Annotated in this window: 25 protein-coding genes; 18 read left to right on the plus strand and 7 right to left on the minus strand. The window is 75.0% G+C overall.

The window, feature by feature from the left end; genetic code table 11:
* Positions 1-42 precede the first annotated feature (42 nt).
* The 6 genes from D7294_RS17620 (at position 43) to D7294_RS17645 (ending at position 8,746) form a co-directional block, all read left to right on the plus strand.
* Complete coding sequence (locus D7294_RS17620) at positions 43-3,372, plus strand: hypothetical protein (protein ID WP_120680785.1); 3,330 nt, start codon at positions 43-45, stop codon at positions 3,370-3,372.
* A 228-nt stretch (positions 3,373-3,600) separates the two neighbouring features.
* Positions 3,601-4,545 (plus strand): coiled-coil domain-containing protein, encoded by a 945-nt coding sequence (locus D7294_RS17625; protein ID WP_120680787.1) that lies wholly within the window; start codon positions 3,601-3,603, stop codon positions 4,543-4,545.
* A gap of 97 nt (positions 4,546-4,642) precedes the next feature.
* Positions 4,643-5,575: an ABC transporter ATP-binding protein gene (locus D7294_RS17630; protein ID WP_120680789.1), complete on the plus strand. Its 933-nt coding sequence runs from the start codon at positions 4,643-4,645 to the stop codon at positions 5,573-5,575.
* A 3-nt stretch (positions 5,576-5,578) separates the two neighbouring features.
* Complete coding sequence (locus D7294_RS17635; RefSeq protein ID WP_120680791.1) at positions 5,579-6,352, plus strand: ABC transporter permease; 774 nt, start codon at positions 5,579-5,581, stop codon at positions 6,350-6,352.
* Between the two features lie 100 nt (positions 6,353-6,452).
* Positions 6,453-7,676 (plus strand): ABC transporter ATP-binding protein, encoded by a 1,224-nt coding sequence (locus D7294_RS17640; RefSeq protein ID WP_174248373.1) that lies wholly within the window; start codon positions 6,453-6,455, stop codon positions 7,674-7,676.
* Positions 7,673-8,746, plus strand: coding sequence for an ABC transporter permease (locus D7294_RS17645; protein WP_241562436.1), 1,074 nt, complete (start codon positions 7,673-7,675; stop codon positions 8,744-8,746). The genes D7294_RS17640 and D7294_RS17645 overlap by 4 nt, the downstream gene beginning before the upstream one ends.
* A gap of 96 nt (positions 8,747-8,842) precedes the next feature.
* Here the strand turns inward: D7294_RS17645 and D7294_RS17650 are convergent, their stop codons facing one another.
* Positions 8,843-9,166, minus strand: a complete 324-nt coding sequence (locus tag D7294_RS17650; RefSeq protein ID WP_120680793.1) for an ATP/GTP-binding protein — start codon at positions 9,164-9,166, stop codon at positions 8,843-8,845.
* A gap of 153 nt (positions 9,167-9,319) precedes the next feature.
* On the opposite strand from D7294_RS17650, the gene D7294_RS17655 reads away from it, so the two are divergent.
* Positions 9,320-10,393 (plus strand): LLM class flavin-dependent oxidoreductase, encoded by a 1,074-nt coding sequence (locus D7294_RS17655; protein ID WP_120680926.1) that lies wholly within the window; start codon positions 9,320-9,322, stop codon positions 10,391-10,393.
* Here the strand turns inward: D7294_RS17655 and D7294_RS17660 are convergent.
* Positions 10,362-10,751, minus strand: a complete 390-nt coding sequence (locus D7294_RS17660; RefSeq protein WP_120680795.1) for an SCO5389 family protein — start codon at positions 10,749-10,751, stop codon at positions 10,362-10,364. The genes D7294_RS17655 and D7294_RS17660 overlap by 32 nt on opposite strands.
* A 600-nt stretch (positions 10,752-11,351) precedes the next feature.
* Between D7294_RS17660 and nucS the strand changes: the two genes are divergently transcribed.
* Positions 11,352-12,062 (plus strand): endonuclease NucS, encoded by a 711-nt coding sequence (gene nucS / locus D7294_RS17665; protein WP_120680797.1) that lies wholly within the window; start codon positions 11,352-11,354, stop codon positions 12,060-12,062.
* A 141-nt stretch (positions 12,063-12,203) separates the two neighbouring features.
* Here nucS and D7294_RS17670 read toward each other — a convergent pair whose 3' ends face one another.
* The 4 genes from D7294_RS17670 to D7294_RS17685 form a co-directional block, all read right to left on the minus strand.
* Positions 12,204-14,591 (minus strand): ATP-binding protein, encoded by a 2,388-nt coding sequence (locus D7294_RS17670; protein ID WP_120680799.1) that lies wholly within the window; start codon positions 14,589-14,591, stop codon positions 12,204-12,206.
* 126 nt (positions 14,592-14,717) lie between these two features.
* On the minus strand, positions 14,718-15,011 hold the full coding sequence (locus D7294_RS17675) for an STAS domain-containing protein (RefSeq protein WP_120680801.1): 294 nt from the start codon (positions 15,009-15,011) through the stop codon (positions 14,718-14,720).
* A 242-nt stretch (positions 15,012-15,253) separates the two neighbouring features.
* The gene (locus tag D7294_RS17680) at positions 15,254-16,105 is read right to left on the minus strand and encodes a 3-hydroxyacyl-CoA dehydrogenase family protein (protein ID WP_120680803.1); all 852 of its coding nucleotides are present in this window, start codon (positions 16,103-16,105) and stop codon (positions 15,254-15,256) included.
* A 103-nt stretch (positions 16,106-16,208) separates the two neighbouring features.
* A complete protein-coding gene (locus D7294_RS17685; protein ID WP_120680805.1) occupies positions 16,209-16,877 on the minus strand; it encodes a TetR/AcrR family transcriptional regulator in 669 nt (222 codons plus the stop codon).
* Positions 16,878-16,958: 81 nt separating this feature from the next.
* Between D7294_RS17685 and D7294_RS17690 the strand changes: the two genes are divergently transcribed.
* The 3 genes from D7294_RS17690 (at position 16,959) to D7294_RS17700 (ending at position 19,294) form a co-directional block, all read left to right on the plus strand.
* On the plus strand, positions 16,959-17,750 hold the full coding sequence (locus D7294_RS17690) for an ABC transporter ATP-binding protein (protein ID WP_120680807.1): 792 nt from the start codon (positions 16,959-16,961) through the stop codon (positions 17,748-17,750).
* Between the two features lie 164 nt (positions 17,751-17,914).
* Positions 17,915-18,670, plus strand: a complete 756-nt coding sequence (locus tag D7294_RS17695) for an ABC transporter permease (RefSeq protein WP_120680809.1) — start codon at positions 17,915-17,917, stop codon at positions 18,668-18,670.
* Between the two features lie 51 nt (positions 18,671-18,721).
* Positions 18,722-19,294, plus strand: coding sequence for a cob(I)yrinic acid a,c-diamide adenosyltransferase (locus D7294_RS17700; RefSeq protein WP_120680811.1), 573 nt, complete (start codon positions 18,722-18,724; stop codon positions 19,292-19,294).
* A gap of 93 nt (positions 19,295-19,387) precedes the next feature.
* Here D7294_RS17700 and D7294_RS17705 read toward each other — a convergent pair whose 3' ends face one another.
* Positions 19,388-19,930 (minus strand): hypothetical protein, encoded by a 543-nt coding sequence (locus tag D7294_RS17705; protein WP_120680813.1) that lies wholly within the window; start codon positions 19,928-19,930, stop codon positions 19,388-19,390.
* 221 nt (positions 19,931-20,151) lie between these two features.
* Between D7294_RS17705 and D7294_RS32490 the strand changes: the two genes are divergently transcribed.
* From D7294_RS32490 to D7294_RS17740, 7 genes are all read left to right on the plus strand, one after another.
* The gene (locus tag D7294_RS32490) at positions 20,152-21,357 is read left to right on the plus strand and encodes a sensor histidine kinase (RefSeq protein ID WP_120680815.1); all 1,206 of its coding nucleotides are present in this window, start codon (positions 20,152-20,154) and stop codon (positions 21,355-21,357) included.
* A complete protein-coding gene (locus D7294_RS32495) occupies positions 21,354-22,016 on the plus strand; it encodes a response regulator (protein WP_120680817.1) in 663 nt (220 codons plus the stop codon). Before D7294_RS32490 ends, D7294_RS32495 begins: the two co-directional genes overlap by 4 nt.
* Positions 22,017-22,232: 216 nt before the next feature.
* Entirely contained in the window at positions 22,233-22,574 is a 342-nt protein-coding gene (locus tag D7294_RS17720) for a gas vesicle protein GvpO (protein WP_120680819.1), read from the plus strand.
* 39 nt (positions 22,575-22,613) lie between these two features.
* The gene (gene gvpJ / locus D7294_RS17725; protein ID WP_120680821.1) at positions 22,614-23,036 is read left to right on the plus strand and encodes a gas vesicle protein GvpJ; all 423 of its coding nucleotides are present in this window, start codon (positions 22,614-22,616) and stop codon (positions 23,034-23,036) included.
* The gene (locus D7294_RS17730; protein ID WP_338325662.1) at positions 23,033-23,794 is read left to right on the plus strand and encodes a GvpL/GvpF family gas vesicle protein; all 762 of its coding nucleotides are present in this window, start codon (positions 23,033-23,035) and stop codon (positions 23,792-23,794) included. Before gvpJ ends, D7294_RS17730 begins: the two co-directional genes overlap by 4 nt.
* Positions 23,794-24,072: a gas vesicle protein GvpG gene (locus D7294_RS17735; RefSeq protein WP_120680825.1), complete on the plus strand. Its 279-nt coding sequence runs from the start codon at positions 23,794-23,796 to the stop codon at positions 24,070-24,072. Before D7294_RS17730 ends, D7294_RS17735 begins: the two co-directional genes overlap by 1 nt.
* Positions 24,065-24,658, plus strand: a complete 594-nt coding sequence (locus D7294_RS17740; RefSeq protein ID WP_120680827.1) for a hypothetical protein — start codon at positions 24,065-24,067, stop codon at positions 24,656-24,658. The genes D7294_RS17735 and D7294_RS17740 overlap by 8 nt, the downstream gene beginning before the upstream one ends.
* The last annotated feature ends 3 nt before the right edge of the window (positions 24,659-24,661 follow it).

Genomic DNA, 24,661 nt, shown 5'->3' on the forward strand with positions numbered 1-24,661 from the left:
GGATCAGCTTTTCCACGACCAGGGGACGGATGGGACCGCGCAGTGCGGGGCTACGACGCCTACCAGGCTGACGACCACCTCTCGCAGCTCGAAGCCGAAATGGACCGGCTCAAGAAGGAGCGGGACAAGGCGGTCGACCACGCCGACGACCTCGGCTACCAGGTCGAGGTCCTGCGCGCCAAGCTGCACGAGGCGCGCCGCGCCCTCGCGCTGCGCCCCGTCTACGGCGACCCCGCCTCGCATGCCGAGCAGGTCCTGCGCACCGCCCACCACCAGGCCGACCAGATGCGCATCGACGCCGAGCGCGAGCTGCGCGAGGCCAGGGCCAGGTCCCAGCGCGCCCTGCAGGAGCAGGCCGAGCAGCGCGCCAGGATGGAGGCCGAGCTGCACGCCGAGGCCGTCGCCAGGCGCCAGCGCCTCGACGAGGAGCTCGCCCAGCGCCGGTCCACCGTCGAGTCGCACGTCAACGAGAACGTCGCCTGGGCCGAGCAGCTGCGCGCCCGCAGCGAGGCGCAGGCGGGCCGGCTGCTCCAGGAGACCAGGGCCGAGGCCGAGCGGACCGTCAACCAGGCCAGGGCCGAGGCGCTGCGGCTGACCGAAGAGGCCAGGCAGCGGATGGCCATGGAGGCGGAGAGCGCCCGGGCCGAGGCGGAGGAGCTGCTGCGCCGCGCCCGCGCCGACTCCGAGCGCCTGCTGAACGCCGCCTCCACCCAGGCCCAGGAGGCCGGGGAGCGGGCCGAGCAGCTGCGCGCCAGCGCCACCCAGGAGGCGGAGACCGGGCGCAAGGAGGCCGCCGCCCTGGTCCGCAGGGCGGAGGAGCGGGCCGCCGAGGCGCAGGCCGCGCTGCGGACCGCCCGCGAGGAGGCGGAACGGCTGCTCGCCGAGGCGAAGGCCGAGGCGGACAAGCGGCGTTCTGCGGCCGAGTCGGAGTACGAGCAGCGCACGGCCACCGCCAAGGCGGAGATCGCCAGGATGGTCAGCGAGGCCACCCGGGACGCCGAGCAGCGCCGCACCGAGGCGCAGCAGGCCCTCGACGAGGCCAGGGCGCGGGCCGAGCAGCTGCTGGCCGAGGCCGCCGAGGAGGCCAGGACCAAGTCCGCCGAGGAGTACGCGGCCCAGCTCGCCGACGCGGCCCGCACCGCCGAGGAGGTGCTCACCAAGGCGGCCAAGGACGCCCAGGCGACCACGAAGGCCGCCACCGAGGAGGCCGAGCGGCTGCGCACGGAGGCGGAGGCCGAGGCCGACCGGCTGCGCGCCGAGGCGCACGACGTGGCCGAGCAGCTCAAGGGCGCGGCCCAGGACGACACCAAGGAGTACCGGGCCAAGACCGTCGAGCTCCAGGAGGAGGCCAGGCGGCTGCGCGGCGAGGCCGAGCAGCTGCGGGCCGAGGCGGCGCAGGAGGCGGAGCGGCTGCGCGCGGAGGCGCGCAAGGAGGCCGTGCAGCAGATCGAGCAGGCCGCGGCGAGCGCCGAGGAGCTGCTCGGGCAGGCCAAGGCGGACGCCGAGGAGACCAGGACGGCGGCCACCACGGAGAGCGAGCGGGTGCGCACCGAGGCGATCGAACGCGCCACGACGCTGCGCAACCAGGCCGAGCAGGCGCTGCGGAAGGCCCGCACCGAGGCGGAGAAGCAGCGCACCGAGGCCGGCCAGTGGGCCGAGCGCACCACCCAGGAGGCCGAGGAGGCCGCGCGCCGGATGCGGGCCGAGGCCAGGGAGGCGGCCAAGGCCGAGCGGGAGGCGGCCGCGGCCGAACTCGAGCGGCTGCGCAACGAGGCCGAGGAGAAGGTGAGCGAGGCCGAGGAGGCCCTGGCCGCGGCCCGGGTGGAGGCCGAGCGGCTGCGCGCCGAGTCCGCCGCGGAGGGCGAGCGGCTGCGCGCCGAGGCCGCCGAGCGGATCAGGACGCTCACCGAGCAGGCCGAGGAGGCCGCCCAGCGGCTGCGCGACGAGGCCGCGACGGACGCGGCCAGGTCCAGGTCCGAGGGCGAGGAGGTCGCCGTCAGGCTGCGCGGCGAGGCCATCGCCGAGGGCGACCGGCTGCGCGAGGAGGCCAGGCAGGCCGCCGACCGGATGCGCGCCGACGCCGCCGCGGCGGCCGAGCGCACCGCGAGCGAGGCGGCCGAGGCCCTGTCCGCGGCCCAGGAGGAGGCGGCGCGGCTGCGGGCCGAGGGGGACCGGCTGCTCGCCGAGGCCAGGGACGCCGCCCACCGCGAGCGGGCCCAGGCGCGCGAGCAGGCGGAGGAGCTGCGGGCCGCCGCCCGCGCCAGGATGGACGACGCGGAGCGCAGGGCCGAGACCCTGGTGGCCGCGGCCGAGCACAAGGCCCAGCAGGTGCGCGACTCGGTGGCCGGCCTCCGGGAGGCGGCCGAGGCCGAGATCGCCACCCACCGGGCCGAGGCCGAGCGGGAGGCCGCCCGGGTGCTGCGGGAGTCCGCCGAGGAGAAGGAGGCGGCCTCCGCGCTGGCCGAGCGGACCGTCAAGGAGGCCATCGCCGAGGCCGAGCGGGTGCGGGCCACGGCCGAGCAGGAGGCGGAGCGCACCCGGGCCGAGGCCGACGAGATCCAGGACCGGGCGCGGCGCGAGGCGGCCCGCAAGCGCAGCGAGGCCGCCGCCCAGGCCGACGAGCTGCTCGCCAAGGCGCAGGAGGAGTCGCTGCGGATCTCCTCGGCCGCCGAGGAGCAGGCCGACGTGATGGTGAGCGCGGCCCGCAAGGAGGCGAGCCGCCGCGTCGCCGACGCCCAGCAGGCCGGGGCCGAGCTGGTCGAGAAGGCCCGCAAGGACGCCAACAAGCTGCTGGACGAGGCACGCAGGGACGCCGCCGCCATAAGGGAACGGGCCGAGGAGCTGCGCAACCGGGTGGAGGCCGAGGTCGAGGAGCTGCACGACCGGGCGCGGCGGGAGTCCGCCGAGCAGGCCAGGGCCGCGGGCGAGCGGGTGGACAAGCTGATGAAGGCGGCCGAGGAGCAGCGTGCCGAGGCGCGCTCGGCCGCGGAGAAGCTGCTCGCCGAGGCGGGCGCGCAGGCGAACCGGACCCGGGTCGACGCGGTGAAGAAGGCGGAGGCCCTGCTCAAGGAGGCCGAGCAGCAGCGGGCACGCCTGCAGCGGGAGGCGCAGCGCGAGCGGGCCGAGGCGGAGCGCGAGGCCAAGCGGATGGTCGAGGAGGGCCGGCGCGAGCTGGACAAGCTCTCCCGGCGCCGTGCGGACATCAACGCGGAGATCTCCCGGGTCCAGGACGTGCTGGAGGCCCTGGAGTCCTTCGAGGCGCCCAAGCCAGGCGGCAAGGGGCCGAAGGGCCAGGGCAAGGGCGGCGCCAACGGCACGGTGCCCGCCGCGGCCGGGGCGCCGCGCCCCGGCGGCAAGCGCCCTGGCGGCTAGCCACTCTAAAGAGCGGCGGCAATGGGCGGATGGGGCGAACATTCTCCACAGAGAATCGGCATCCGCTCGAAGACACGCCGGTTCGCCCCCTAGGATGATGCCCCCAGAGGGCATGGACTCTGCCGTCTCGATGGCTTTAGGAGCTCGAACCTCGAAGCGCTGCACGCCCAAGCCCCACCCGTTACCGACACAGCCACTCAGTCACCCGTCTGAATCGACAGGAACCCCATGAGCGACACTTCCTCCCCCTTCGGCTTCGAGCTCGTGCGGCGCGGCTACGACCGCGGGCAGGTGGACGACCGCATTTCGAAGCTCGTTGCCGATCGCGACAGCGCCCTGGCTCGTATCACCTCCCTGGAGAAGCGGATCGAGGAGCTGCACCTCGAGACGCAGAACGCCCAGGCCCAGATCACCGACGCCGAGCCTTCCTACGCCGGCCTCGGCGCCCGGGTCGAGAAGATCCTGCGGCTCGCCGAGGAGGAGGCGAAGGATCTGCGCGAGGAGGCCAGGCGGGCCGCGGAGCAGCACCGTGAGCTGGCCGAGGCCGCCGCCCAGCAGGTGCGCAACGACGCCGAGGGCTACGCCGCGGAGCGCAAGGCGAAGGCCGAGGAGGAGGGCTCCCGCATCGTCGAGAAGGCCCAGGGCGAGGCCGCGGCCACCCGGGCCGAGGCCGAGAAGGACGCCCAGGCCAAGCGCGAGGAGGCGGACGCCCTCTTCGAGGACACCCGCGCCAAGGCCGCGCAGGCCGCCGCCGACTTCGAGACCAACCTCGCCAAGCGGCGCGAGCAGTCCGAGCGGGACCTGGCCTCGCGCCAGGCCAAGGCCGAGAAGCGGCTGGCGGAGATCGAGCACCGCGCCGAGCAGCTGCGTCTCGAGGCCGAGAAGCTGCGCACCGACGCCGAGCGCCGCGCCCGCCAGACGGTGGAGACCGCGCAGCGGCAGGCCGAGGACATCGTGGCCGACGCGAACGCCAAGGCCGACCGCATCCGCAGCGAGTCCGAGCGCGAGCTGGCCGCCCTGACCAACCGCCGCGACAGCATCAACGCCCAGCTGACCAACGTCCGCGAGATGCTGGCCACGCTGACCGGCGCCCAGGTCGCCGCCGCCTCCCTGGGCGACGACGACGGCGACGACGGCCTGACGAAGGGCGTTCCCGCGCAGCAGTCCCGCTGAGCGGGGCTCCCCCCTGGGGCCCAGCGCCCCACTCCTTCGGCGCAGGGGCCGCCGCCTCACCGGGCGGCGGCCCCTGCGCCGCCTTAGCGTCGAGGCCATGATCGAGCTGGCTGGCCTCACCAAGCGGTACGGGGAGCGGACGGCCGTGGACGGCCTGACGTTCTCGGTCAGGCCGGGTCGGGTGACCGGCTTCCTCGGCCCGAACGGCGCCGGCAAGTCCACCACGATGCGGATGATCCTGGGCCTCGACCACCCGACGGGCGGCTCGGTGCGGATCGACGGCATGCCGTACGAGCGCCTGCCCGAGCCGCTGACCGCGATCGGCGCCCTGCTGGAGGCCAGGGCGGTGCACCCGGGCCGCACGGCCCACGACCACCTGCTCTGCCTGGCGCAGAGCAACGGCATCCCGCTGCGGCGCATCGACGAGGTGCTGGAACTCGTGGGGCTGACGGCGGTGGCCCGCAAGCGTCCCAAGTCCTTCTCGCTCGGCATGGGACAGCGTCTCGGGATCGCGAGCGCGATGCTCGGCGATCCCCGCATCCTGATGTTCGACGAGCCGGTGAACGGACTTGATCCGGAGGGCATTCACTGGGTTCGCCAATTGATGAAGCAATTGGCCGCCGACGGCCGCACGGTGTTTGTTTCCAGCCATCTGATGAGCGAAATGGCTTTGACGGCCGATCATTTGGTGGTCATCGGCCGGGGCAGGCTGCTGGCCGACACCTCCATGGCGCGGTTCATCGAGGAGAACGCCCACACCTTCGTCCGGGTCTGCACCCCCGAGCCGGAGCGGATGCGGGACGTGCTCGCGGCGGCCGGGCTGCCCGTGCGGGAGGGCGAAGACTGCCTGGAGGTGCCGGGCAGTCAGGCCCCACGCATCGGCGAACTCGCCGCGGAGCACGGCCTGGTGCTGCACGAGCTGACCCTGCGGCGGGCCTCGCTCGAAGAGGCGTTCATGCGGCTGACCCGCGGCGCGGTGGAGTACCAGGCGCACGCCGCGGAACACGGCCCCCAGGCGCAGGGGGGCTGAGCCGTGGACACCACAACCGCCGGCCGGGTGCTGCGCTCCGAGTGGACGAAGATCACCTCGGTGCGCTCCACGGTCTGGACGCTGGCCGCCGCCGTGGTGGTGACCGTGGCGCTCGGCATGCTGATCAGCCTGCTGATCAGGAACACCTTCGACGAGCTTTCCACCGCCGACCGGATCACCTTCGACCCCACCCTCACCAGCTTCGCCGGCACCTCCCTCGGCCAGCTGGCCATGATCGCGTTCGGCATCCTCGTGGTCTCGGGCGAGTACAGCACCGGCCTGATCCGCGCCTCGCTGTCCGCGGTGCCGCGGCGCGGCCTGCTGATGGCGGCCAAGCTGACGGTCGCCACCGCGCTGGCGCTCGCGGTGGGCACCGCCACCAGCTTCCTGGCCTTCTTCGGCGGGCAGGCGATGCTCGGCGACCACCGCACCACGCTCGGCGAACCCGGCGTGCTGCGGGCGGTGTTCGGCGGCGGGCTCTACATGGGGCTGATCGCGCTGTTCGCCATGGGGGCGACCTGGATGCTGCGCAGCCCGATGCTGTCCTTCGGGGTGCTGATGCCGTTCTTCTTCCTGGTCTCCAGCATCCTGGCCAACGTCCCCGCCACCGAGAAGCTCGGCCGCTACCTGCCCGACCAGGCGGGGCAGCGCGTCATGTCCGTCGTCGAGGCCGACGACCGGCCCTACGGACCGTGGGGGGGCCTGGGCATCATGGCCCTGTGGGTGATCGCCGCGCTGCTCGGGGGCTATCTGCTGCTGAAGAAGCGGGACGCCTGAGCGGATCGCCTCCGGGCCCGGGGAACCACGCGGGCGCCGATATGGTCATAGCCCCAATGGGACGAGTATCTACGGCGCGCGGCCGCCGCGGGGTGAGGCGATGATCGAGGCAGTCGGCCTGACGAAGAGCTACGGCCAGAAGACGGCCGTCCACAACCTGAGCTTCCGGGTCCAGCCGGGGAAGGTCACCGGCTTCCTCGGCCCGAACGGCGCCGGCAAGTCGACGACGATGCGGATGATCCTCGGGCTTGACGCCCCCAGCAGCGGCAGCGTCACCATCGGCGGCTACCCCTACCGGCAGCTGCCGAACGCGGCGCGCACCGTGGGTGCCCTGCTCGATGCCAACGCCAAGCACGGCGGCCGGAGCGCCCGCGCCCACCTGCTGTGCCTGGCGCAGCTCTCCGGCATCCCGGCGCGCCGGGTGGAGGAGGTGCTCGGGGTCGTCGGCCTGCAGGACGTGGCGGGGAAGCGTTCCAAGGGCTTCTCGCTCGGCATGGGGCAGCGGCTCGGCATCGCCGCGGCCCTGCTCGGCGACCCCCAGGTGCTCCTCTTCGACGAGCCGGTCAACGGGCTCGACCCGGAGGGCATCCTGTGGGTCAGGAACCTGATGCGGCGCCTGGCGGCCGAGGGCAGGACGGTCTTCGTCTCCAGCCACCTGATGAGCGAGATGGCGCAGACGGCCGACCACCTGATCGTGATCGGGCGCGGGCAGCTGATGGCCGACATGCCGGTGAAGGAGTTCATCGCGCACAACTCCACCGACTTCGCCCGCGTCCGCACCCCGGACGGCGCGCCGGAGCAGCGCGAGGCGCTGGCCGCCGCGCTGACCGGGGCGGGCGCCCAGGTGCTGCCGGAACCGGACGGCGCGCTCCGGGTCACCGGGCTGCCGCTGCCCAGGATCAGCGATCTGGCGCACGCGGCGGACGTCAGGCTGTGGGAGCTGTCGCCGCACGAGGCCTCGCTCGAGGAGGCGTACATGCGGATGACGCAGGGCGCGGTCGACTTCCGCTCGACGGCCGACCAGCGCCTCGGGCTGACCGCCCCGGCGGCCCCGCAGCCCGGCCCCGGCGGCGCCTTCCCGCCGCAGGCGGGGTACGCGCCTCCCGCCGCCGCCCAGCCGCCGCACCCGGCCCAGCCCCTCCCGGCCCAGCCGGTGCCGGCCGCGGCCCCCGCCGCCGCCCCCGCTCCGCCGGCCGCCCCGCCCGGCGGGCATCCGGCGCCCGCGGCGGCGCCCGCCCCCGAGCACGCGACCACCAGGCTCGCGGCGCTGCCGGGACCCGCCGCGCCCGGCCAGGACACCTCCAGCCCCGAGGACGACCGATGAGCACTCCGCCCCCGATGCCCCCGCAGCCCTCGGCGCCCGCGCCCGCCTTCCCCCCGGCCGCCGCGCCCGCGGCGATGCCGCCGGCGCCCCAGGCCGCCGCGCCCCCGCCCGCCGCGTACCAGCCGGCGCCCGGGGCGTTCGGACAGGTGCCGGGACAGGTGCCGGGGCAGCCTCCCGGCCAATTCCCGGGCGGGCAGCCGCCGATGGGGACGCCCGGGCCCGGCTACGCCTCCCCGATCCCGGTACGGGCGACGACCCTGGGCGACGCCATCCGCTCCGAGTGGACGAAGATCCGCTCGGTCAGGTCGACGGTGTGGACGCTCGTGATCATGTTCGCGCTCACCGTCGGCGTCGGCCTGCTGTTCGCGCTCGCCCTCAGCAGCGAGGACTACGTGGGCATGCCGCTGCTGGCCGGCGGCTTCTTCGGGCTGATGCTCGGGCAGCTGTGCATCATCACCCTCGGGGTGCTGGTGATCACCTCCGAGTACGGCACCGGCATGATGCGCACCACCCTGACCGCCTGCCCCCACCGCGGCCGGGTCCTGCTGGCCAAGGCGCTGGTGTTCTTCCTGCTCGCGTTCAGCATGACCCTGGTCGCCTGCCTGCTGACGAGCCTGATCCACTCCGCCCTGCTCGGCGACCAGGTCCTGCCGGGCTATGCCGAGGACGACCCGTTCATGGAGGGCTCGGTCGAGAACGGGCAGCTGGTGGCGACCACCGGGCACTGGATGGGCGCCACGGTGGGCGCCGCGCTCTACGTCTCGCTGCTCGGCCTGCTCGGCCTGGCCGTCGGCGGCCTGCTGCGGCACTCGGCGGGCGCCATCACGACGATGGTCGGCGTGGTGCTGCTGCCGCTGCTCATCGCGCTCTTCATGGTGGGCGACAGCCTGGAGAGCACCCGCGAGAAGCTGATCCAGTTCTCGCCGCTGAACGGGCTGGCCTCGCTGTACCACATCCCGATGGACGACAGCGACAACGCCACCGGCTGGCCCCTGCTCTGGCTGCTCGCCGGGGTCACCCTGGCCGCCCTGCTGGGGGCCTACGCCCGGCTGAACGCCACCGACGCCTGAGGCCGGGCGGGCGTTGGCGGGCCCGTCAACGCCCGCCCGCCCCCGGCCCGTTCGGCGCCAGGGCACCCGCCGGCGCCGGGGGCGGCGCGGCCGTGGTCAGTACCTGGGGGCGCTGCGGGAGCGCAGCGGGCGGGCGGCGCGGCGGTCCCTGGCCGCCCAGCAGGCGGCGTGCCAGTGCCTGCGGTCCTCGACGGCGCCCAGCCGCGGCCAGGCGACGACGTGCGGCACGCCGGGCGGGATCTCCTGGTCGCAGCCGGGGCAGCGGTAGTGCTTGGCCGCGGCGGACCCGCCGATGCGGCGGACCACCCACTCCTCGCCCCGCCAGGTCTCGGTGTTCTCGATGCCGGGGTCGCGGGGTCCTTCGTGACCGACGGGGCTCGGCTGCCGACGGCCGCGCGGCCGGTTACGACGCGGGGACATGGGGTCGAGTCTACGCATCCGGCGAAACCCACCCGTCAAGTGATCATCGGAAAAAATTGCCGCTGGCCCGTGCCCTTGGCACGTGTCGCCCGTTGATCCCTGGGAAAAGGGGCACCAGCCGCGGGCGGGAAGGGGCAACGGGCGATGACCGAGCTGCAGATAGGAACTTTTGTGCTGGCCGGGCGGTACCCCGGGCAGAGCGAACGCGAGGCGCTGCACCGGGCGGTGCGCTCGGCCGTCGTCGCCGACGAGGTGGGCCTGGACACCGTGTGGCTCGCCGAGCACCACTTCGTGCCCTACGGCCTGTGCCCCTCCGCCCCGACCCTGGCCGCGCTGCTGCTCGGCCGCACCCGGCAGATCCGGGTCGGCACCGCGGTCAGCGTGCTCTCCACGACGCACCCGGTGGCGCTGGGCGAGCAGGCCGCCCTGCTGCATCTGGTCTCCGGTGGCCGCTTCGACCTGGGCGTCGGGCGCGGCGGCCCCTGGGTCGACCTGGAGGTCTTCGGCGGCGGGGCCGAGGCCCTGGAACGCGACTTCCCGGAGTCACTCGACCTGCTGCTGCGCTGGCTGCGCACGGAGCGCGTGGGCGCGCAGGGAGCGCGTTACCGCTTCCGCGAGGTGCCGGTCACCCCCGCGCCCCCGGAGCCACCGCCCGTGCTGGTCGCCTGCACCTCGCCCGGCACGGTGCGGCTGGCCGGCGAGCGCGGGCTGCCGATGCTGCTCGGCATGCACATCGGCGACGCGGAGAAGGCGGAGATGGTCGCCCTGTGGCGGTCGGCCGCCGCCGCGGCGGGCGTGCCGGGCGAGGTCAGCGCCGCGGCCGGCCACGTGTCGGCCGGGGTGGTCCAGGTCGGCGACAGCCACACCGAGGCGGTGGAGACGCTGCGCGGGGCGCTGCCCGGCTGGCTGCGGCAGGGCCTGGCCGCCCACCAGACCTTCGACGGCCGCCCGCGCGCGATGCGCGACCCCCTGGCCTACACCGAACTGCTCAGCGAGCTGCACCCGGTGGGCGACCCGCGGCTGTGCGCGGACCGGCTGGCCGCCACCGCCGAGCGCACCGGGATCAGCCGGTTCGCCCTGCTGGTCGAGGGCTCGGGGGACACGGCGGCCACGGAGCTGAACGTCCGGCGGCTGGCGGACGAGGTGCTGCCGCTCCTCCCGCCCGCGGCGGAGGGAGCGGCAGCGCCGGATTCCCTCAGCAGTCCCGCAACTCGGGCGACTGGTTGAGGATCTGGCTTCGCACCGAGGTGAACCGCGCCCGCGCCGCGTCCGGGGCGCCGAGCGGGAAGACGGCGACCCGGTGGCAGTTCTGGAAGGCGAGCCGCACCCCGAAGTGCCTCTCCAGCGCTCCCCGTATCGCGTCGCTTGCGAGCGCGCGCAGCAGCTGCCCCCTGGCGTGCTCGTTTGGGGGCGGCGTCGTGTTGTCGGCGAACTCGCCGCCGTCGACCTTCAGCCTGGCGACCAGGTTGCTGATCATGTCCCAGGCGAAGGGCAGAGACGTTCGGACGCAGTCGACGAACTCGGCCTCGTCGACCTCCCCTCGCTCGGCCTGCTCCAACAATGCTGGTGAGACGTCGAGCGACATGCATTCTCCTCTCGGACCCCCGGGTGGCGGGGTCGTGCCGACCTGGTCCGCGGCCACGCCGCACGGTCGCCACGCTCGCGGGTGATCCCGCGGTCCGGACGGCGACGGCCACGAGCCAACGTTAGGCGTCTTAGCCCGTGCATGTCAGTGGATTGAGCACATAACCGGCCACCGGAGAATCACGCCTATCGCAGACATATCGCCCCGCCCCACGGGACCCGCGACCCGCCTGCCGCACCGCACTCCGCCGCCCCTCCCGCCGCCCCCTCCCGCCTCCCCTCCCGCCGTCCGCCCCCGGCCGTCGCGTTGCCGCCCGCCGCCGTGCCGCCGCCGTGCCCCGGTCCCCCGCGGTCCGCCTCCATCCGCCCGGCGCCCCCTTCCCGCACGCCGCCCCGGGACCCTTCCCGCGGCGCCTTCCCGGCCGTCCCCGCCCCCGCCCTCGGCACGGCGCCGTCAACGGGGCGCGCCCCGGCCCCGGTTGGCCCCAGCGGGCCCGGGACCGCGGCCCGGCCGTGGGCCCTTGCGAAGGCGCGGGAGGGCGGCGGGGCGGCGGCGGGCGGGCCGGTCGGCGGCACTCCCGGCTGCCTCTAGGCTGACCTCATGCGTCTCGTCATCGCCCGCTGCTCCGTCGACTACGCCGGCCGTCTCACCGCCCACCTGCCCTCGGCGCCGCGGCTGATCCTGATCAAGGCCGACAACTCCGTCTCGATCCACGCGGACGACCGCGCCTACAAGCCCCTCAACTGGATGTCGCCGCCGTGCACCCTGCGCGAGACCCGGCCCGGGGAGGGGCCGGAGGGCGGCGGCACGCGGGAGGGGGAGACAGCCCACGCGGTGTGGACGGTGGAGAACAAGGGTGGCGAAAAGCTGATCATCACGCTTGAGGAGATACTCCACGACTCCTCGCACGAACTCGGCGTGGACCCCGGGCTGATCAAGGACGGCGTGGAGGCGCACCTCCAGGAGCTGCTCGCCGACCGGATGGAGACGCTCGGCGAGGGCTATGCGCTGATCCGCCGCGAGTACCCGACGGCCATCGGCCCCGTGGACATCCTGTGCCGGGACGCGGAGGGGGTGACGGTGGCCGTGGAGATCAAGCGCCGCGGGGAGATCGACGGCGTGGAACAGCTCACGCGCTACCTGGAGTTGCTCAACCGGGACCCGCTGCTCGCCCCGGTCCGCGGCGTGTTCGCCGCCCAGGAGATCAAGCCCCAGGCACGCACGCTCGCCACGGACCGCGGCATCCGCTGCGTCACCCTCGACTACGACGGCCTGCGCGGCATCGAGGACGACAAGCTCCGCCTGTTCTGAGCCCGCGGGCCCCGCCGGAGCGCGGGGCCCGCCGAAACCGCGGCGCCCGGCGCACGGGGTGTCCCGTGCACGGGACGTCCCGCGCCTTCGCGCCCGTGCGCCCCGGCGCGAAGGCGCCACGCGGGGCGGGCGGCCGCCCGTTCAGGCCCGGCCGACGCCGGTGGCCGTGGCCGTCGGCGAACTGCCGGTCGCCGAGGCGGTGGCCCCCGTGGGGGTGCCGCCGGCGCCCTCCGCGTCGCCGCCCGCGTCGGTGCCCTCCGAGGTGCCGGTGTCGGTGCCCTCGGAGGTGCCCTCGTCCGTCCCCTCGGACGTGCCCTCGCTCGCGCCCGTGTCGGTCCCCTCGGAGCCGCCCTCGCTCGTGCCCGGGTCGGTGCCCTCGGAGCCGCCGTCGTCGCCGCCCTCGCTCGTGCCCTCCGAGGTGCCGGGCGAGGTGCCCCCGTCGCCCGTGCCGCCGTCCGCGGAGCCTCCGCCGTGCGAGCCGCCGTCGGAGCCGTCGCCGCTGCCGCCGCCGGAGCCGCCGTCCGAGCCCACCTCGCCCGAGGCGGAGGCCGTCGGCTGGTCCGGGGAGCCGGAGGGCCGCGCCGGGTCCTCGGGGGCCTCGGAGGTGTTCGAGTCGCTCGGGGACTCCGACTCCGTGGGCGAGGCCGAGTCCGAGGGCGAGGCGGACGTCTCCTCCTCGGTGGGGGAGTCCTCGTCGGTGGTCAGCGGGGTGTCGGCGTCCGTGGCCGCGGGGTCGGGGGTCGTGCCGCCGTCCGGCTCCTCCTCGCCGCCCGAGCTGAGGCCGAAGGCCACCACGGTGCCGAGCACCGCGACGAGCAACGCGCCCGCCCCCGCGGCGAAAACGTTTCTCCGCGCGCCGCGCCTGCCCACCGGCGCCATCGTCCCGGTCTCTTCCTCCGGGGCGACGGCCCGTCCGAGGAGCTGGGTCGCATCCTCGGACCCGGGCGGGCCCGGCACCGGCGCGGGGGGCGCGGGCGAGGCCGCGGGCGGGATGCCCAGCGGGGGCGTGAAGGCGGCGGGCGGCGGGGCCGGCGGGCGCGAGAGGTCATCGACCAGGGCCAGCGCCCGGCGGCCCGCGACCGCGCCGACCGCGTCGGCCAGCACGGCGCGCAGCGCGGTGGAAGCCTCCAACTCCGCCCGTGCACGGTCGAGTTGGCCCTGGCAGATGGCGAGCACGCCCAGCTCGTGGTGGAAGTAGGCCTGCTGGGCCACCTCCCCGGCCGACCTGGCGGACTCCTGGCCGCTGCGCAGCATCCGTTCCCAGGCGCTCCACCGCAGCGAGGCGGCCAGGAGCGGCGCGGCGGCGCGGGCGAGGCCGCCGACCGCGGCGTCGAGCCCGGCGCGCTGCGCGGCGCGGACGGTGGCGACCAGGGCGCCCGCCTCCTCCGCGACCCGCTCCGGGGCGACGACGGTGTCCGCCAGCCACCAGGTGTAGTGCTGGGTGGCGGTCCGGGCCCGCTCCGGCGCGCCCTCCGCGAAGCCGGCCTCGGTGAGCTCCTCCACCACGCCCGCGGCGAGCCGGTGCCCGCCGCCCGCCTGGGTCAGCAGGCCGCTGCCGAGCAGTTCGGCGTACGCCTCGGGGGCGGCGGGGTCCTGGAGGAAGGCGGCCAGCCGGTCGCGGCCCGGCAGTTCGCCGCCGAGCGCGACGGCGTACCGCAGGATCTCCGAGGCGCGCGGGGTGAGCAGGCCGGCGACGCTCGCGGTCAGCGCGGCGCTCTCCGGCAGCGGCGCCTGCTCCCCGGCCTCGCGCCCCCTGAGGAGGGCGGCGGCCTGGACGAAGCGGCGCGGCAGGCCCTCGGTCTGCAGCCACAGATCGGAGGCCCAGTCGGTCTCGGCCTCGGAGAGCTGGCGGCCCAGGGAGAGTTCGGCGAGTTCGAGGCAGCCGGTGCGGCTGAGCCCGGGAAGCGCGAGTTCTTCGAGGCGGGAGTCGGCCGCCGGGGCGGGGGCGTCCTGGGTGGCGGAGATCACGAAGGCGCACTCGGGGGTGGCGTCGAGGATCTCCTGGAGGGGGGCGCCGCCGAACTCCACGTCGTCGATCAGCACGACGGCGCCGATCTCCCGGAGCGCGGCGCTGAGTTCGGTGGGTCCCGGGCGGTAGGCCGAGGTGCGGTGCGCCGCCGCGAAGAGCTCGTGCAGCAGGTCGGTGGCGTTGCGCCGGTGGCCGTTGAGGCGGATGACGCCGTCGGGGGCCAGTTCGGCGCAGTCGCGGGCGACGGCGGCGAGCAGCGCGGTGCGGCCGGCGCCCGGCGATCCCGTGAGGCGCACGGAGCGCCCGCGGGAGAGCAGCCGGCGGAGGCGGTGGCGCTGCTCCTCGCGGTCGAGCAGCGGCGTGTGCCGCGTCTCCTCGGCGGCCGGGCCGGGGGCGGGTGCGCGCCGCGGGGCTATCGGGCGGCGGCCCGGCGGGCAGGATTCGATCTCGCTGCCGTCGATCGGGTTGACGGTGAGCAGGAAGTCGCCCGCCACCAGTTCGACGACCCGTCCCGGCTCTCGGGGCTGTTCACCGTGTGGGGCGGGGTGGTTGAGGTCCATGCTCTTCGTCTCTCGAACGCTGTCTCGAAGGCGGCGCGGCGGCGCCGGCCTGCGGTGCCCACGCTACCGCCGCCCTTCGGCGCGCCGAACTCAGGTGCCGCTCCTGACGTGAGAATCGCGGGGCGATCAGGGAGCGATCGTGAGGATGCGGTGCAGCCGGGTGGCGACGAGCACGCGCTGCATGTGCGGGGGCACGTCGCGCAACACGAGGCGCCTGCCGCACCGTCCGGCCCTGCGGTGCGCCCCCATGATGACGCCGAGGCCGGTGGCGTCGCAGGAGTCCAGGCCCCTGAGGTCCAGGACCAGGTCTCCGTGCCCGGCGTCCATGGCGCGGTGCAGCGCGACTCTGGCGTCCGCGGCGCTCCGCACGTCGAGGCGGCCTCCGACGACCAACTCCGCGTGGTCGCCCGTGATGTGCATAGTGCGCTCCCCCGCTGTACCTGGAATGTCCTCGAAATACCGTGAGCTGCCCTGCGTGCCCCGCAACGGCCGGCGGCTGCCGCCCGTTGCGGGGCCGTGGTGGGACCGTGGTGCCGTGGCCCGTGCCGATGTGGTGCCCCGGCCCGGGGGCCGGGTGGTGCCGGTCGTGCTGCCGGGACTTGCCGGAACTGACGGTTCCGGGGGCCTTGGGGTTGCCGTTCGTGTTCCCACCGATACCGATGTCACCCGTAGGAGTAGAAGCCCCGCCCCGACTTGCGGCCGAAGTCTCCGGCGTCGACCATCCGCCGCATCAGCTCGGGCGGCGCGAACTTCTCGTCCCTGGACTCGCCGTAGATGTTCTCCGTGGCGTGCAGCAGGACGTCGACGCCGGTGAGGTCGGCGGTGGCCAGCGGGCCCATGGTGTGGCCGAAGCCCAGGCGGCAGGCCAGGTCGATGTCCTCGGCGGTGGCCACCCCCGACTCGTACAGCCGGGTGGCCTCCACCACGAGGGCGGAGATCAGGCGCGTGGTGACGAAGCCGGCGACGTCGCGGGAGACGACGATGCAGGTCTTGCCGGTGGACTCGGCGAACTCCCGGGCGGCGGCGAGCGTCTCGTCGCTGGTCTTCAGGCCCCGTACCAGCTCGCACAGCGCCATCATCGGGACCGGCGAGAAGAAGTGGGTGCCCACGACGCGTTCGGGGTGCCTGGTGACGGCGGCGAGCTTGGTGATCGGGATGGCCGAGGTGTTGGAGGCGAGGACGGTGTCCTCGCGGACCAGGCCGTCGAGAGCGCGGAAGACGCTCTGCTTGATCTCGGCCTGCTCGAAGACGGCCTCGACGACGAAGTCGGCCTCGGCCGCGGCGTCCAGGTCGGTGGCGGTGACGATGCGCTGCCGCGCCTCGGCCGCCTCCTGCGCGCTCAGCCTGCCCTTGTCCGTGAACTTGGCCCACGAGGCCTCGATGCCCTTCAGGCCGCGGCTCAGTGCCTCCTGCGTGGTGTCCACCAGGGTGACGTCCCAGCCCGCCTGGGCGGCGACCTGTGCGATGCCGGAACCCATCAGTCCGGCGCCCACGACGGCGAGCTTCCTGGCCACGCGCGATCTCCTTCGATCCATGACAAGTGCGAGTCCCCGGGGCCCATGACCCTAGTCCCCCGGGAGGCGGAGGGGGCGGCGCGGGGGCCTAAAGAGACACGCGTCACGGTGGGGTGGGCCCCTCGGGACGCGGCGCCCGGCCGGGGGGCCGCCTGGCATAACCCAATACCCGGTCGCTGAGCAAGTATTCGGCGGCCTCCAGCGTTTCGAGCATGTGCGCGACCCTCTCGTCGAGGGTGGCGGCCCCGCGGAACTCCCCGGCGATGCGGTAGACGTACGACTGCACCCACACGAGCTGCCCGGCGATGAGGTCGGGAATCCGGTCGCCGGGGCCGGCGCCCGCCTCCTCGCGCAGCACCTCGGCCAGGGCGATGCCCATGGAGCGCTGCATGCGCATCAGGTACGCCGTGAGCGTGGGCGAGTTGAAGACGACCCGCAGGAACTCGCCGTAGTGCTCGGTGAGTCCCGCGGTGGGCTCCTTGGCCAGGATGTCCTCGCGGATGCCGCGCAGCACGGCCTCGGCCGCCGACTCGCCGACCGCGCGTTCCCGCACCCGCCGCGCCAGCCGGCTCACCACCTCGTCCTCGCGGTCGAAGAAGAGGCCCTCCTTGGTGGGGAAGTAGTTGTACACCGTGTTGACCGAGACGTCGGCGGCCTCCGCGATCTCGGCGACGGTGACCGCCTCGAAGCCCCGCTGACAGAAGAGACCGGTGGCCACATCGGAGATGTGCCGCCTGGTCTGCTGCTTCTTGCGCTCTCTCAACCCGGCCATGCGCTTGATGGTATCCATACTTTGTAGAACTGAAAACTTGGAGGCATTGCATTTTTACAGTGACCCTGGTTCGCTGGGCACATGGCTACGCCCCCCATCCTCACGACACACGACCTCGCCCGTACCTTCGAGACCAAGCGCGGGACCGTGGAGGCCGTCCGCGGTGTCGACATCGCCGTGCAGCCCGGCGAGATCCTGGGCTTCCTCGGCCCGAACGGCGCGGGCAAGAGCACCACGCTCCGCATGCTCACCACCCTGCTCGCCCCCAGCCGGGGCACCGCCACCGTCGCCGGTCACGACCTGGTGCGCGAGCCCGCCCTGGTGCGGCAGCGGATCGGCTACGTGGCCCAGTCGGGCGGCGTGGCCCCCGACGAGCCGGTGCGGCGGGAGCTGCTCTTCCAGGGCCGCTGCTACCGCCTGTCCACCGCCGAGGCCGCCGAGCGCATCGAGGAGCTGGCCCGCGACCTCGACCTGGAGGGGCTGCTCGACCGCAAGTGCGCCGAGCTCTCCGGCGGCCAGCGGCGGCGCCTTGACATCGCGCTGGCCCTGATCCACCGGCCGGAGATCCTCTTCCTCGACGAGCCCACCACCGGCCTCGACCCGGGCAGCAGGGCCGACCTGTGGGAGCTGATACGCCGCATCCGCGCCGAGCGGAACACGACGGTCTTCCTCACCACGCACTACCTGGACGAGGCCGACGAGCTCTCGGACCGGCTGATCATCGTCGACGGCGGCCGGGTCGTCGCCGAGGGCACCCCGGAGCACCTGAAGACGGAGTACGGCGGCTCGCCGCAGGCCACCCTGCAGGACACCTTCATCGCCATCACCGGCCGCGGGCCCAAGAAGGACGACCTGGCCCCCGTGGCCCTCTGAGCTGCCAGGCCCACCGCCAGGCCGCGCCCACGCCCACGCCACCCCGGGGCGCACACGCGCCCGAACGCGCCCCCGATGCACCCCGACCCACCCGACGCACGTCACGCGCTCGGCGTCCTCGCCCGGCGCCGGCCGCCGTCTCTCGAAAGGGACCCACCCCCGCCATGTCCACCCTGCTCTCCGACACCGGAGTCGTGTTCGGCCGGTACCTGCGGCAGACCCTGCGCTCGCGGATCAGCCTGATCTTCGGGCTGATGCAGCCGATGCTCTTCCTCGCCTTCTTCGGCCCGCTGCTCCAGGACGTGCCCCTCGGCGGCGAGGGCGACGCCTGGCAGACCCTCGTGCCCGGCCTGCTCATCCAGCTCGGCCTGTTCAGCTCCGCGTTCGCCGGCTTCGGCATCATCATGGAGAAGCAGCTCGGCATCATCGAACGGATGCGGGTGACCCCGGTCAGCCGGCTCGCGCTGCTGCTCGGCCGCGTCCTGCGGGACGCCGTGCAACTGCTCACCCAGTCCCTGCTGCTGGTCCTCTTCGGCGTCGCCTTCGGCCTGCGCGCCCCGGTGCTCGGCGTGGTGATCGGCTTCGCCTTCGTCAGCCTGCTGGGCGTCTCCCTCGCCTCGCTCTCCTACGCCTTCGCCATGCGGGTCGACACCCCGCAGGAGTTCGCCCCGGTGATCAACTCCGTCAACCTGCCCGCGATGCTGCTCTCCGGCATCCTGCTCCCGATGGCGCTCGCCCCCACCTGGCTGGACGTGCTGTCCCACTTCGTGCCCTTCCGCTACCTCGTGGAGGGCACGCGCGCCGCCTTCGTCGGGGACTACACGGACGGTTCGGTGGGCATCGGCGCGCTGGTCGCCCTGGCCCTCGCGGCGGTCTCCGTCTCCTTCGGCACCCGGCTCTTCCGCCGGGCCGGCGCCTGAGGCCCCCGCCGGGCCGGCGCCCGGCAGCCCCCCGGCGGCTAGGCTCGCCGCATGGTGAACCTGACACGGATCTACACCCGCACCGGGGACACGGGCACCACCGCGCTCGGCGACTTCAGCCGCACGGCAAAGACCGACCTGCGGATCACCGCCTACGCGGACGCGAACGAGGCCAACGCCGTCATCGGGACGGCGCTGGCCCTCGGCGAGCTCGGGCCCGAGGTGCGCGAGGTACTGGTGCGCGTGCAGAACGACCTGTTCGACGTGGGGGCCGACCTGTCCACGCCCGTGGTGCAGAACCCCGAGCACCCCCCGCTGCGGGTGGCCGCGTCCTACATCGACCGCCTGGAGGCGGACTGCGACCGGTTCCTCGCGGACCTGGACCCGCTGCGCAGCTTCATCCTGCCGGGCGGCACCCCGGGCGCGGCCCTGCTGCACCAGGCGTGCACCGTGGTCCGCCGCGCGGAGCGCTCCACCTGGGCGGCGCTGGAGAAGCACGGCGAGACGATGAACGTGCTGACCGCCACCTACCTCAACCGCCTCTCCGACCTGCTGTTCATCCTGGCCAGGACCGCCAACAAGGAGCACGGCGACGTCCTGTGGGTCCCCGGCGAGAACCGCTGAGCCACCCCCGCGGGGGCCCGGGCCTCAGGCCCCCTCGGGGACGCGCCTCAGGCCCCCTCGGGGACGCGCCTCAGGCTCCCTCGGGGGCTGGCCTCAGGCCCCCTCGGGTGCCTTCTTGGGCCAGATCGTGTACGTGAGGGCGATGAAGCCGTGCACGCCGGCGATCGCCACCGCCCGCCCCTGCCAGCCGCGCAGCGGCCCGGCCTGCGCCCCGTCCGCCGAGAGCCAGACCAGCAGCTGCAGCACCAGCAGCGCGATCGCCGTGGCGAGCAGCGTCATCAGCCACAGCCGCCACTCGTGCCTGGCCCGCGCCGCGCCGTACCGCGGGGGGCGCGGGGGCCGCGGCGCCCCGCCGAACCGGTGGGCGGCGTGCCCGTCGGCCCACCGGAGCGTGTAGTGGCCGTAGGCGACGGTGAAGCCGAGGTAGAGCGCGGCCAGCCCGTGCGCGCCCGAGGGCTCGGCCCCGCGGCGCAGGTCCGCCACCGCCGCGGCGAGCAGCAGCAGGTCGATCAGCGGCAGGCACAGCAGCACCCAGCCGCCCAGCCTGGGCCTCCGCATCGGGTAGCGAAGCACCAGACCGGCCAGCAGCACGATCCAGAACGCGATCTCCGCGGCGGCCGTGAGCGCGACGAGCACGGCGGCTTCCTCCTCCTTCTCCCGGCCCTCCCGGGCCCCCTTGGCTCCCCACCCCGAGGCGCCCCCACCAGCCTGGCGCGGCCCGCCGCCGCGCCGCCTCCTGCCCGGAGCCGATCCGCGGGGCCGCGGGTGCGACGTTCGATGTACGCCCCGCCGGCCCCGGACCGTCCGCCGCGGGAGGGGCGTCCGGCGGCTTCGGCAACGCGCCGCGGCGTGTTGTCATGGAGGGCATGCGACGCCCGCACCGCGACGACCTGCTGATCGCCGTCTCCGGCCTGCTCGGCGGCCTGACGATGTGGCTCGCCGGCGTCTCCGCATGGCCCTGGACCGACCAGGGCCACGACCCCCTGGTGCTGCTGCCGCTCGTGGCCATGACCGCGGCCGAGCTGCTGCGCCGGACCGCCCCGCGGGCCGCGCTGCCGCTGTCGGCCGCGGCCCTGGCCGGCGACCAGCTGGCCGGCTCGCAGCTGGCGACCGTCCTGATGTTCACCGACGTCGTGTACGCGGCGGTGCTCTACGGCGGGCCCCGGCTCTCCGCCGCCCTCATCCCCGGCAGCCTCGCGCTGACCGGGGCCGCCACCCTCGGCGCCCTGGCCTGGGTGCGCGACCCGGCCGGCCTGACCCTCGGCGTGACCTGTGGGCTGCTCACGGTCCTGCCCGCGTTCACCGGCCTCCTGGTCCGCAACCACCGGGACGCCGCCGCGGCGGAGCGGCTGCGCGCCGAACAGACCAGGCTGCTCGCGGAGATGGACCGGGCCCAGGCCGTCGCCGCGGAACGCGCCCGGATGGCCAGGGAGTTGCACGACGTGGTCGCCCACCACCTCTCGGCCATCGCGATCCACTCCACCGCCGCCCTGTCCCTCGACGAGCCCGCCGCCGACCGCGACGCGCTGCGGGTGATCCGGGAGAACAGCACCCGGGGCCTGGCCGAGATGCGCCGCCTGATCGGCCTGCTCCGCGCGGAGGAGCGCCCGGAACCGGCCGCGGAGCCCCGGCTCGCGCCGAGCCTGGAGGGGATCGGCGCCCTGCTGCGCCGGGCCCGGGAGGCCGGCGCGCCCGGCCGGCTCTCCTTCGCCGTCCACGACGAGCTCCCGCCCGGCCTCGCGCTCCCCGCCCCCGTGGAGCTGGCGGCCTACCGGATCGTGCAGGAGGCCCTGACCAACGCCGTCAAGCACGCCGCTCCCGGCCGCGTCGCGGTGCGGCTGCGGCTGGCCGGCGAGCGGCTGCACGTCACGGTCAGCAGCCCCTACCGGGAGCGTTCCGCCGCCCGCGCGCCGGGCGCCCGCGCCGGTCTCATCGGCATGCGGGAGCGCGTCGCGCTGCTGGACGGCCGCTTCGAGGCCGGCCCCAGGCCCGCGGAAGGCGCGGGCCGCGAGTGGCTGGTCAGCGCCGAACTCCCGCTGGCGGAAAGGGTGATGGCGCCGTGACCGTTCGGGTGCTGGTGGCCGAGGACCAGGAGGCCGTGCGGCAGGGCCTGGTGCTGATCCTGGGCAGGGCCCCCGGCATCGAGGTGGCCGCTGAGGCGGCCGACGGCGAGGCCGCCGTCCGCCTCGCCCGCGAGCTGCGCCCGGACGTCGTGCTGATGGACGTGCAGATGCCGCTGCTCGACGGCGTCACGGCGACCGGGCTGATCACCGCCGAGGGACTCGCCGAGGTGCTGGTGCTGACCACCTTCGACTTCGACGACTACCTCTTCGGCGCCCTGCGCGCGGGCGCCGCCGGCTTCCTGCTGAAGGACAGCGACGCCGCCACGCTGCTCGCCGCGGTCCGCGCGGTGGCCGCCGGCGAGGGGGTGGTCGCCCCGGCGGTCACCCGGCGGCTGCTCGCCGAGTTCGCCCGCACCCCCGCGGCCCACCGGCCCACGCCCCCGCGGCCGGCCGGGACCTCGGACCTCACCCCGCGGGAACGCGAGGTCCTCGCGCACCTCGGGGCCGGACTGAGCAACGCCGAGATCGCCGCGGCGCTCGGCATGGCGGAGGCCACCGCCAAGACCCACGTCAGCCGCATCCTGACCAAGCTCGGGCTGCGCAGCCGGGTGCAGGCGGCCCTGGCCGCCCAGGCCCTGGCCCCCGGGCAGGACGGCTGACCGCCCGCCCCTCCCGCCGCCCCGGGCCCGGCGCCCCGGGGACGCGGACGGCCTTCCGGCCGTGGGCCGCGGGCGGCGCGGAAGCGGCCAAGGACCGTGCCCCGCAGGGGATTCGGCCGCCCGCCGCGGGTGTGCCGCACGAACGGCCGGAGCGGCCCTCGCCGATCGGCCCATCAGCCCGCGCGGCGCGCCCGGGCCTGTGCACAGACTGCTGCCATGGCAGACCACCACGCGAAGCACCGCGAGGACAGCGGCGACCGCGCCCGTGAGGACGACCAGGACTCGGGGCGCCACCGGCCCGTGCGAGGCGCCTACGACGCGGCCAAGCGCGCGTCGAGGCGGCTGGAGAAGCTCACCGGGCACGCCGCCGACGGCGTCTCGGGAGTGCGCCACGAGGGGGACGCCTGGCAGGTGTGCGTGGACGTGCTCGAAGTCCCGCGCATCCCCGACACCACCAGCCTGATGGCGACCTACGAGGTGGAACTCGACGAGAACGGCAGGCTGCGCCAATACCACCGCGTCCGCCGCTACTGGCGCTGCGCCACCGACGACTGCTGACCCGCCACGCCCGCCGCGCGCACCGCCGAAGGAGCCCCCATGACCGTCACCACCACGTACCGGGACGACCTCGCCTGTCCCCCGCGCCGCACCGGGACCCTCTACGACGTCATCGACATCATCCTCGACCGCGGCATGGTGATCGACGTCTTCCTGCGGGTCTCCCTGGTCGGCATCGAGATCGTCAAGATCGACATAAGGATCGTCATCGCCAGCGTCGACACCTACCTGCGCTTCGCCGAGGCGTGCAACCGGATCGACCTGGAGACCGACACCCACAGCCGCACCCTGCCGGAGTTCGTCGACCAGGCCACCGGCAGCCTCGGCGGCGTCGGCGGGAAGGCCGCCAAGCAGAAGGCGAAGGGCGCGGCGAAGCACTCGAAGGAGAAGGCCGGGGAGAAGGGCAGGCAGCTCAAGGAGTCCGTGACCGGCGGCGGTTCCGGCGACGAGCGAGAGGAGTGACCGTGCACTCCCGGCACCTGTACGTCTACGGAATCGTCCGCGCGGGCCACCCGCTGCCGCCCGGGCGGCGCGGCGTCGGCGCCCCGCCCGGCCGGCTCAGGGCGGTGCGCCGCGGCTCCCTGGCCGCGGTGGTGAGCCCCTCCCCCGAGCGCCTTCTCGCCCGCCGCCGCGACCTCCTCGCGCACCAGGACACCCTGCTGGCGCTCGCCGACCACGGCCCGGTGCTGCCGATGCGGTTCGGCATGGTCGCCCCGGACGAGCAGGCGGTGACCCGGCGGCTGGCCGAGGACGCCGACGGGCACCTCGCCGCCCTCGAACGCCTCACCGGCCGGGTGGAGTTCAACCTCAAGGCGTTCCCCGTCGAGGACTCGCTCGCCGACCTGGTGCGCGAGGACCCGACGGTGCGCCGCCTGCGGGAACGCGCCAGGCGCCGCCCCGGCTACGAGGCCAGCCTGCGGCTCGGCGAGGCGATCGCGACCGGCCTCGGCCGGCGGGCCGCCGAGGCCGTGGCCGAGACCCTGCGCCGGCTGACGCCGCTGGCCGAGTCCACCGCCCCAGGACCGGAGGTGAAGGGCTGCGTGCGCAACGTCTCCTTCCTGGTGCCCGTGGCCGCGCAGGAGCGGTTCGCCGCCTCGACCGCGCGCTGCGCCGGCGAGTTCCGGCACCTGGCCGACCTGCGGCTGACCGGCCCGCTGCCCTGTTTCAGCTTCGTTCCCTCCCACCGGGACTCCGCGGCCGATCCCGCCGGGCGGTCGTGATGGGCCTGCTGTCCGGGCTGGTGCTGCTGCCGCTGGCGCCGCTGCGCTTCACCGGCTGGGTCGCCGGGCAGATCGCCGAGGTCGCCGACCAGGAGCTGTACGGGCCGGAGGCGCTGCTGGCCCGGCTGGCGGAGCTGCACCGGGCGCTGGAGGCCGGGGAGATCGGCCACGCGGCGTTCGAACGCGAGGAGGAACGCGTGCTGGTGCGCCTGCAGCGCATCCGCGGGCCCGGGAGCGGGCCCACCCACCGGGACGACGGGGAAGGCACCCATGATTGACAACTCGAAGGCCGCCCTGGCCACCGGCATCGCGAGCGGCTACCTCCTCGGCCGCGGCAGGAAGGCGAAGCTCGCCTTCGCCGTCGCGAGCTTCGTGGTCAGCCGCAAGATCGGGATGACGCCCGGCCGCCTCGCGCTGCACGGCGCGAAGCGCCTCAAGGACAGCCCGCAGTTCGCCGCCCTGACCGAGCAGTTGCGCCAGGACCTGCTCCACGCCGGCAAGAGCGCGGCCACCGCCGCGGCCTCCCAGCGCCTCGGCAGCCTCGCCGACGCCGTACAGGCCCGCACCCGGGCCCTCGGCGGCCGAAGCGACGGGGAGCGTGGCCACGAGGAGGAGGACTCCGGGGAGCAGGACGGTTCGCCGGAGGAGGCCGCGTCCCGGGAGGCCGCCGGGAACGGAGGGCGGCACGGCAACGGCGGCGCCGGGGGCGCTGCCAACGGCCCCTCGGGCGGCGGTTCCCAGGGCGGCTCCCACGGCGGCCCGCACGGCAAGCGCACCAGGGAACGCACCCGCGAACGCGTCAGGGAACGGGAGAAGTCCGCAGCCGCCGGCCGGTCGCACGCCGGCAGCCGAGGCGAGAGGTAGCAG

It is taken from the genome of Streptomyces hoynatensis, assembly GCF_003626535.1.
In the GTDB taxonomy this organism is placed as follows: domain Bacteria; phylum Actinomycetota; class Actinomycetes; order Streptomycetales; family Streptomycetaceae; genus Streptomyces; species Streptomyces hoynatensis.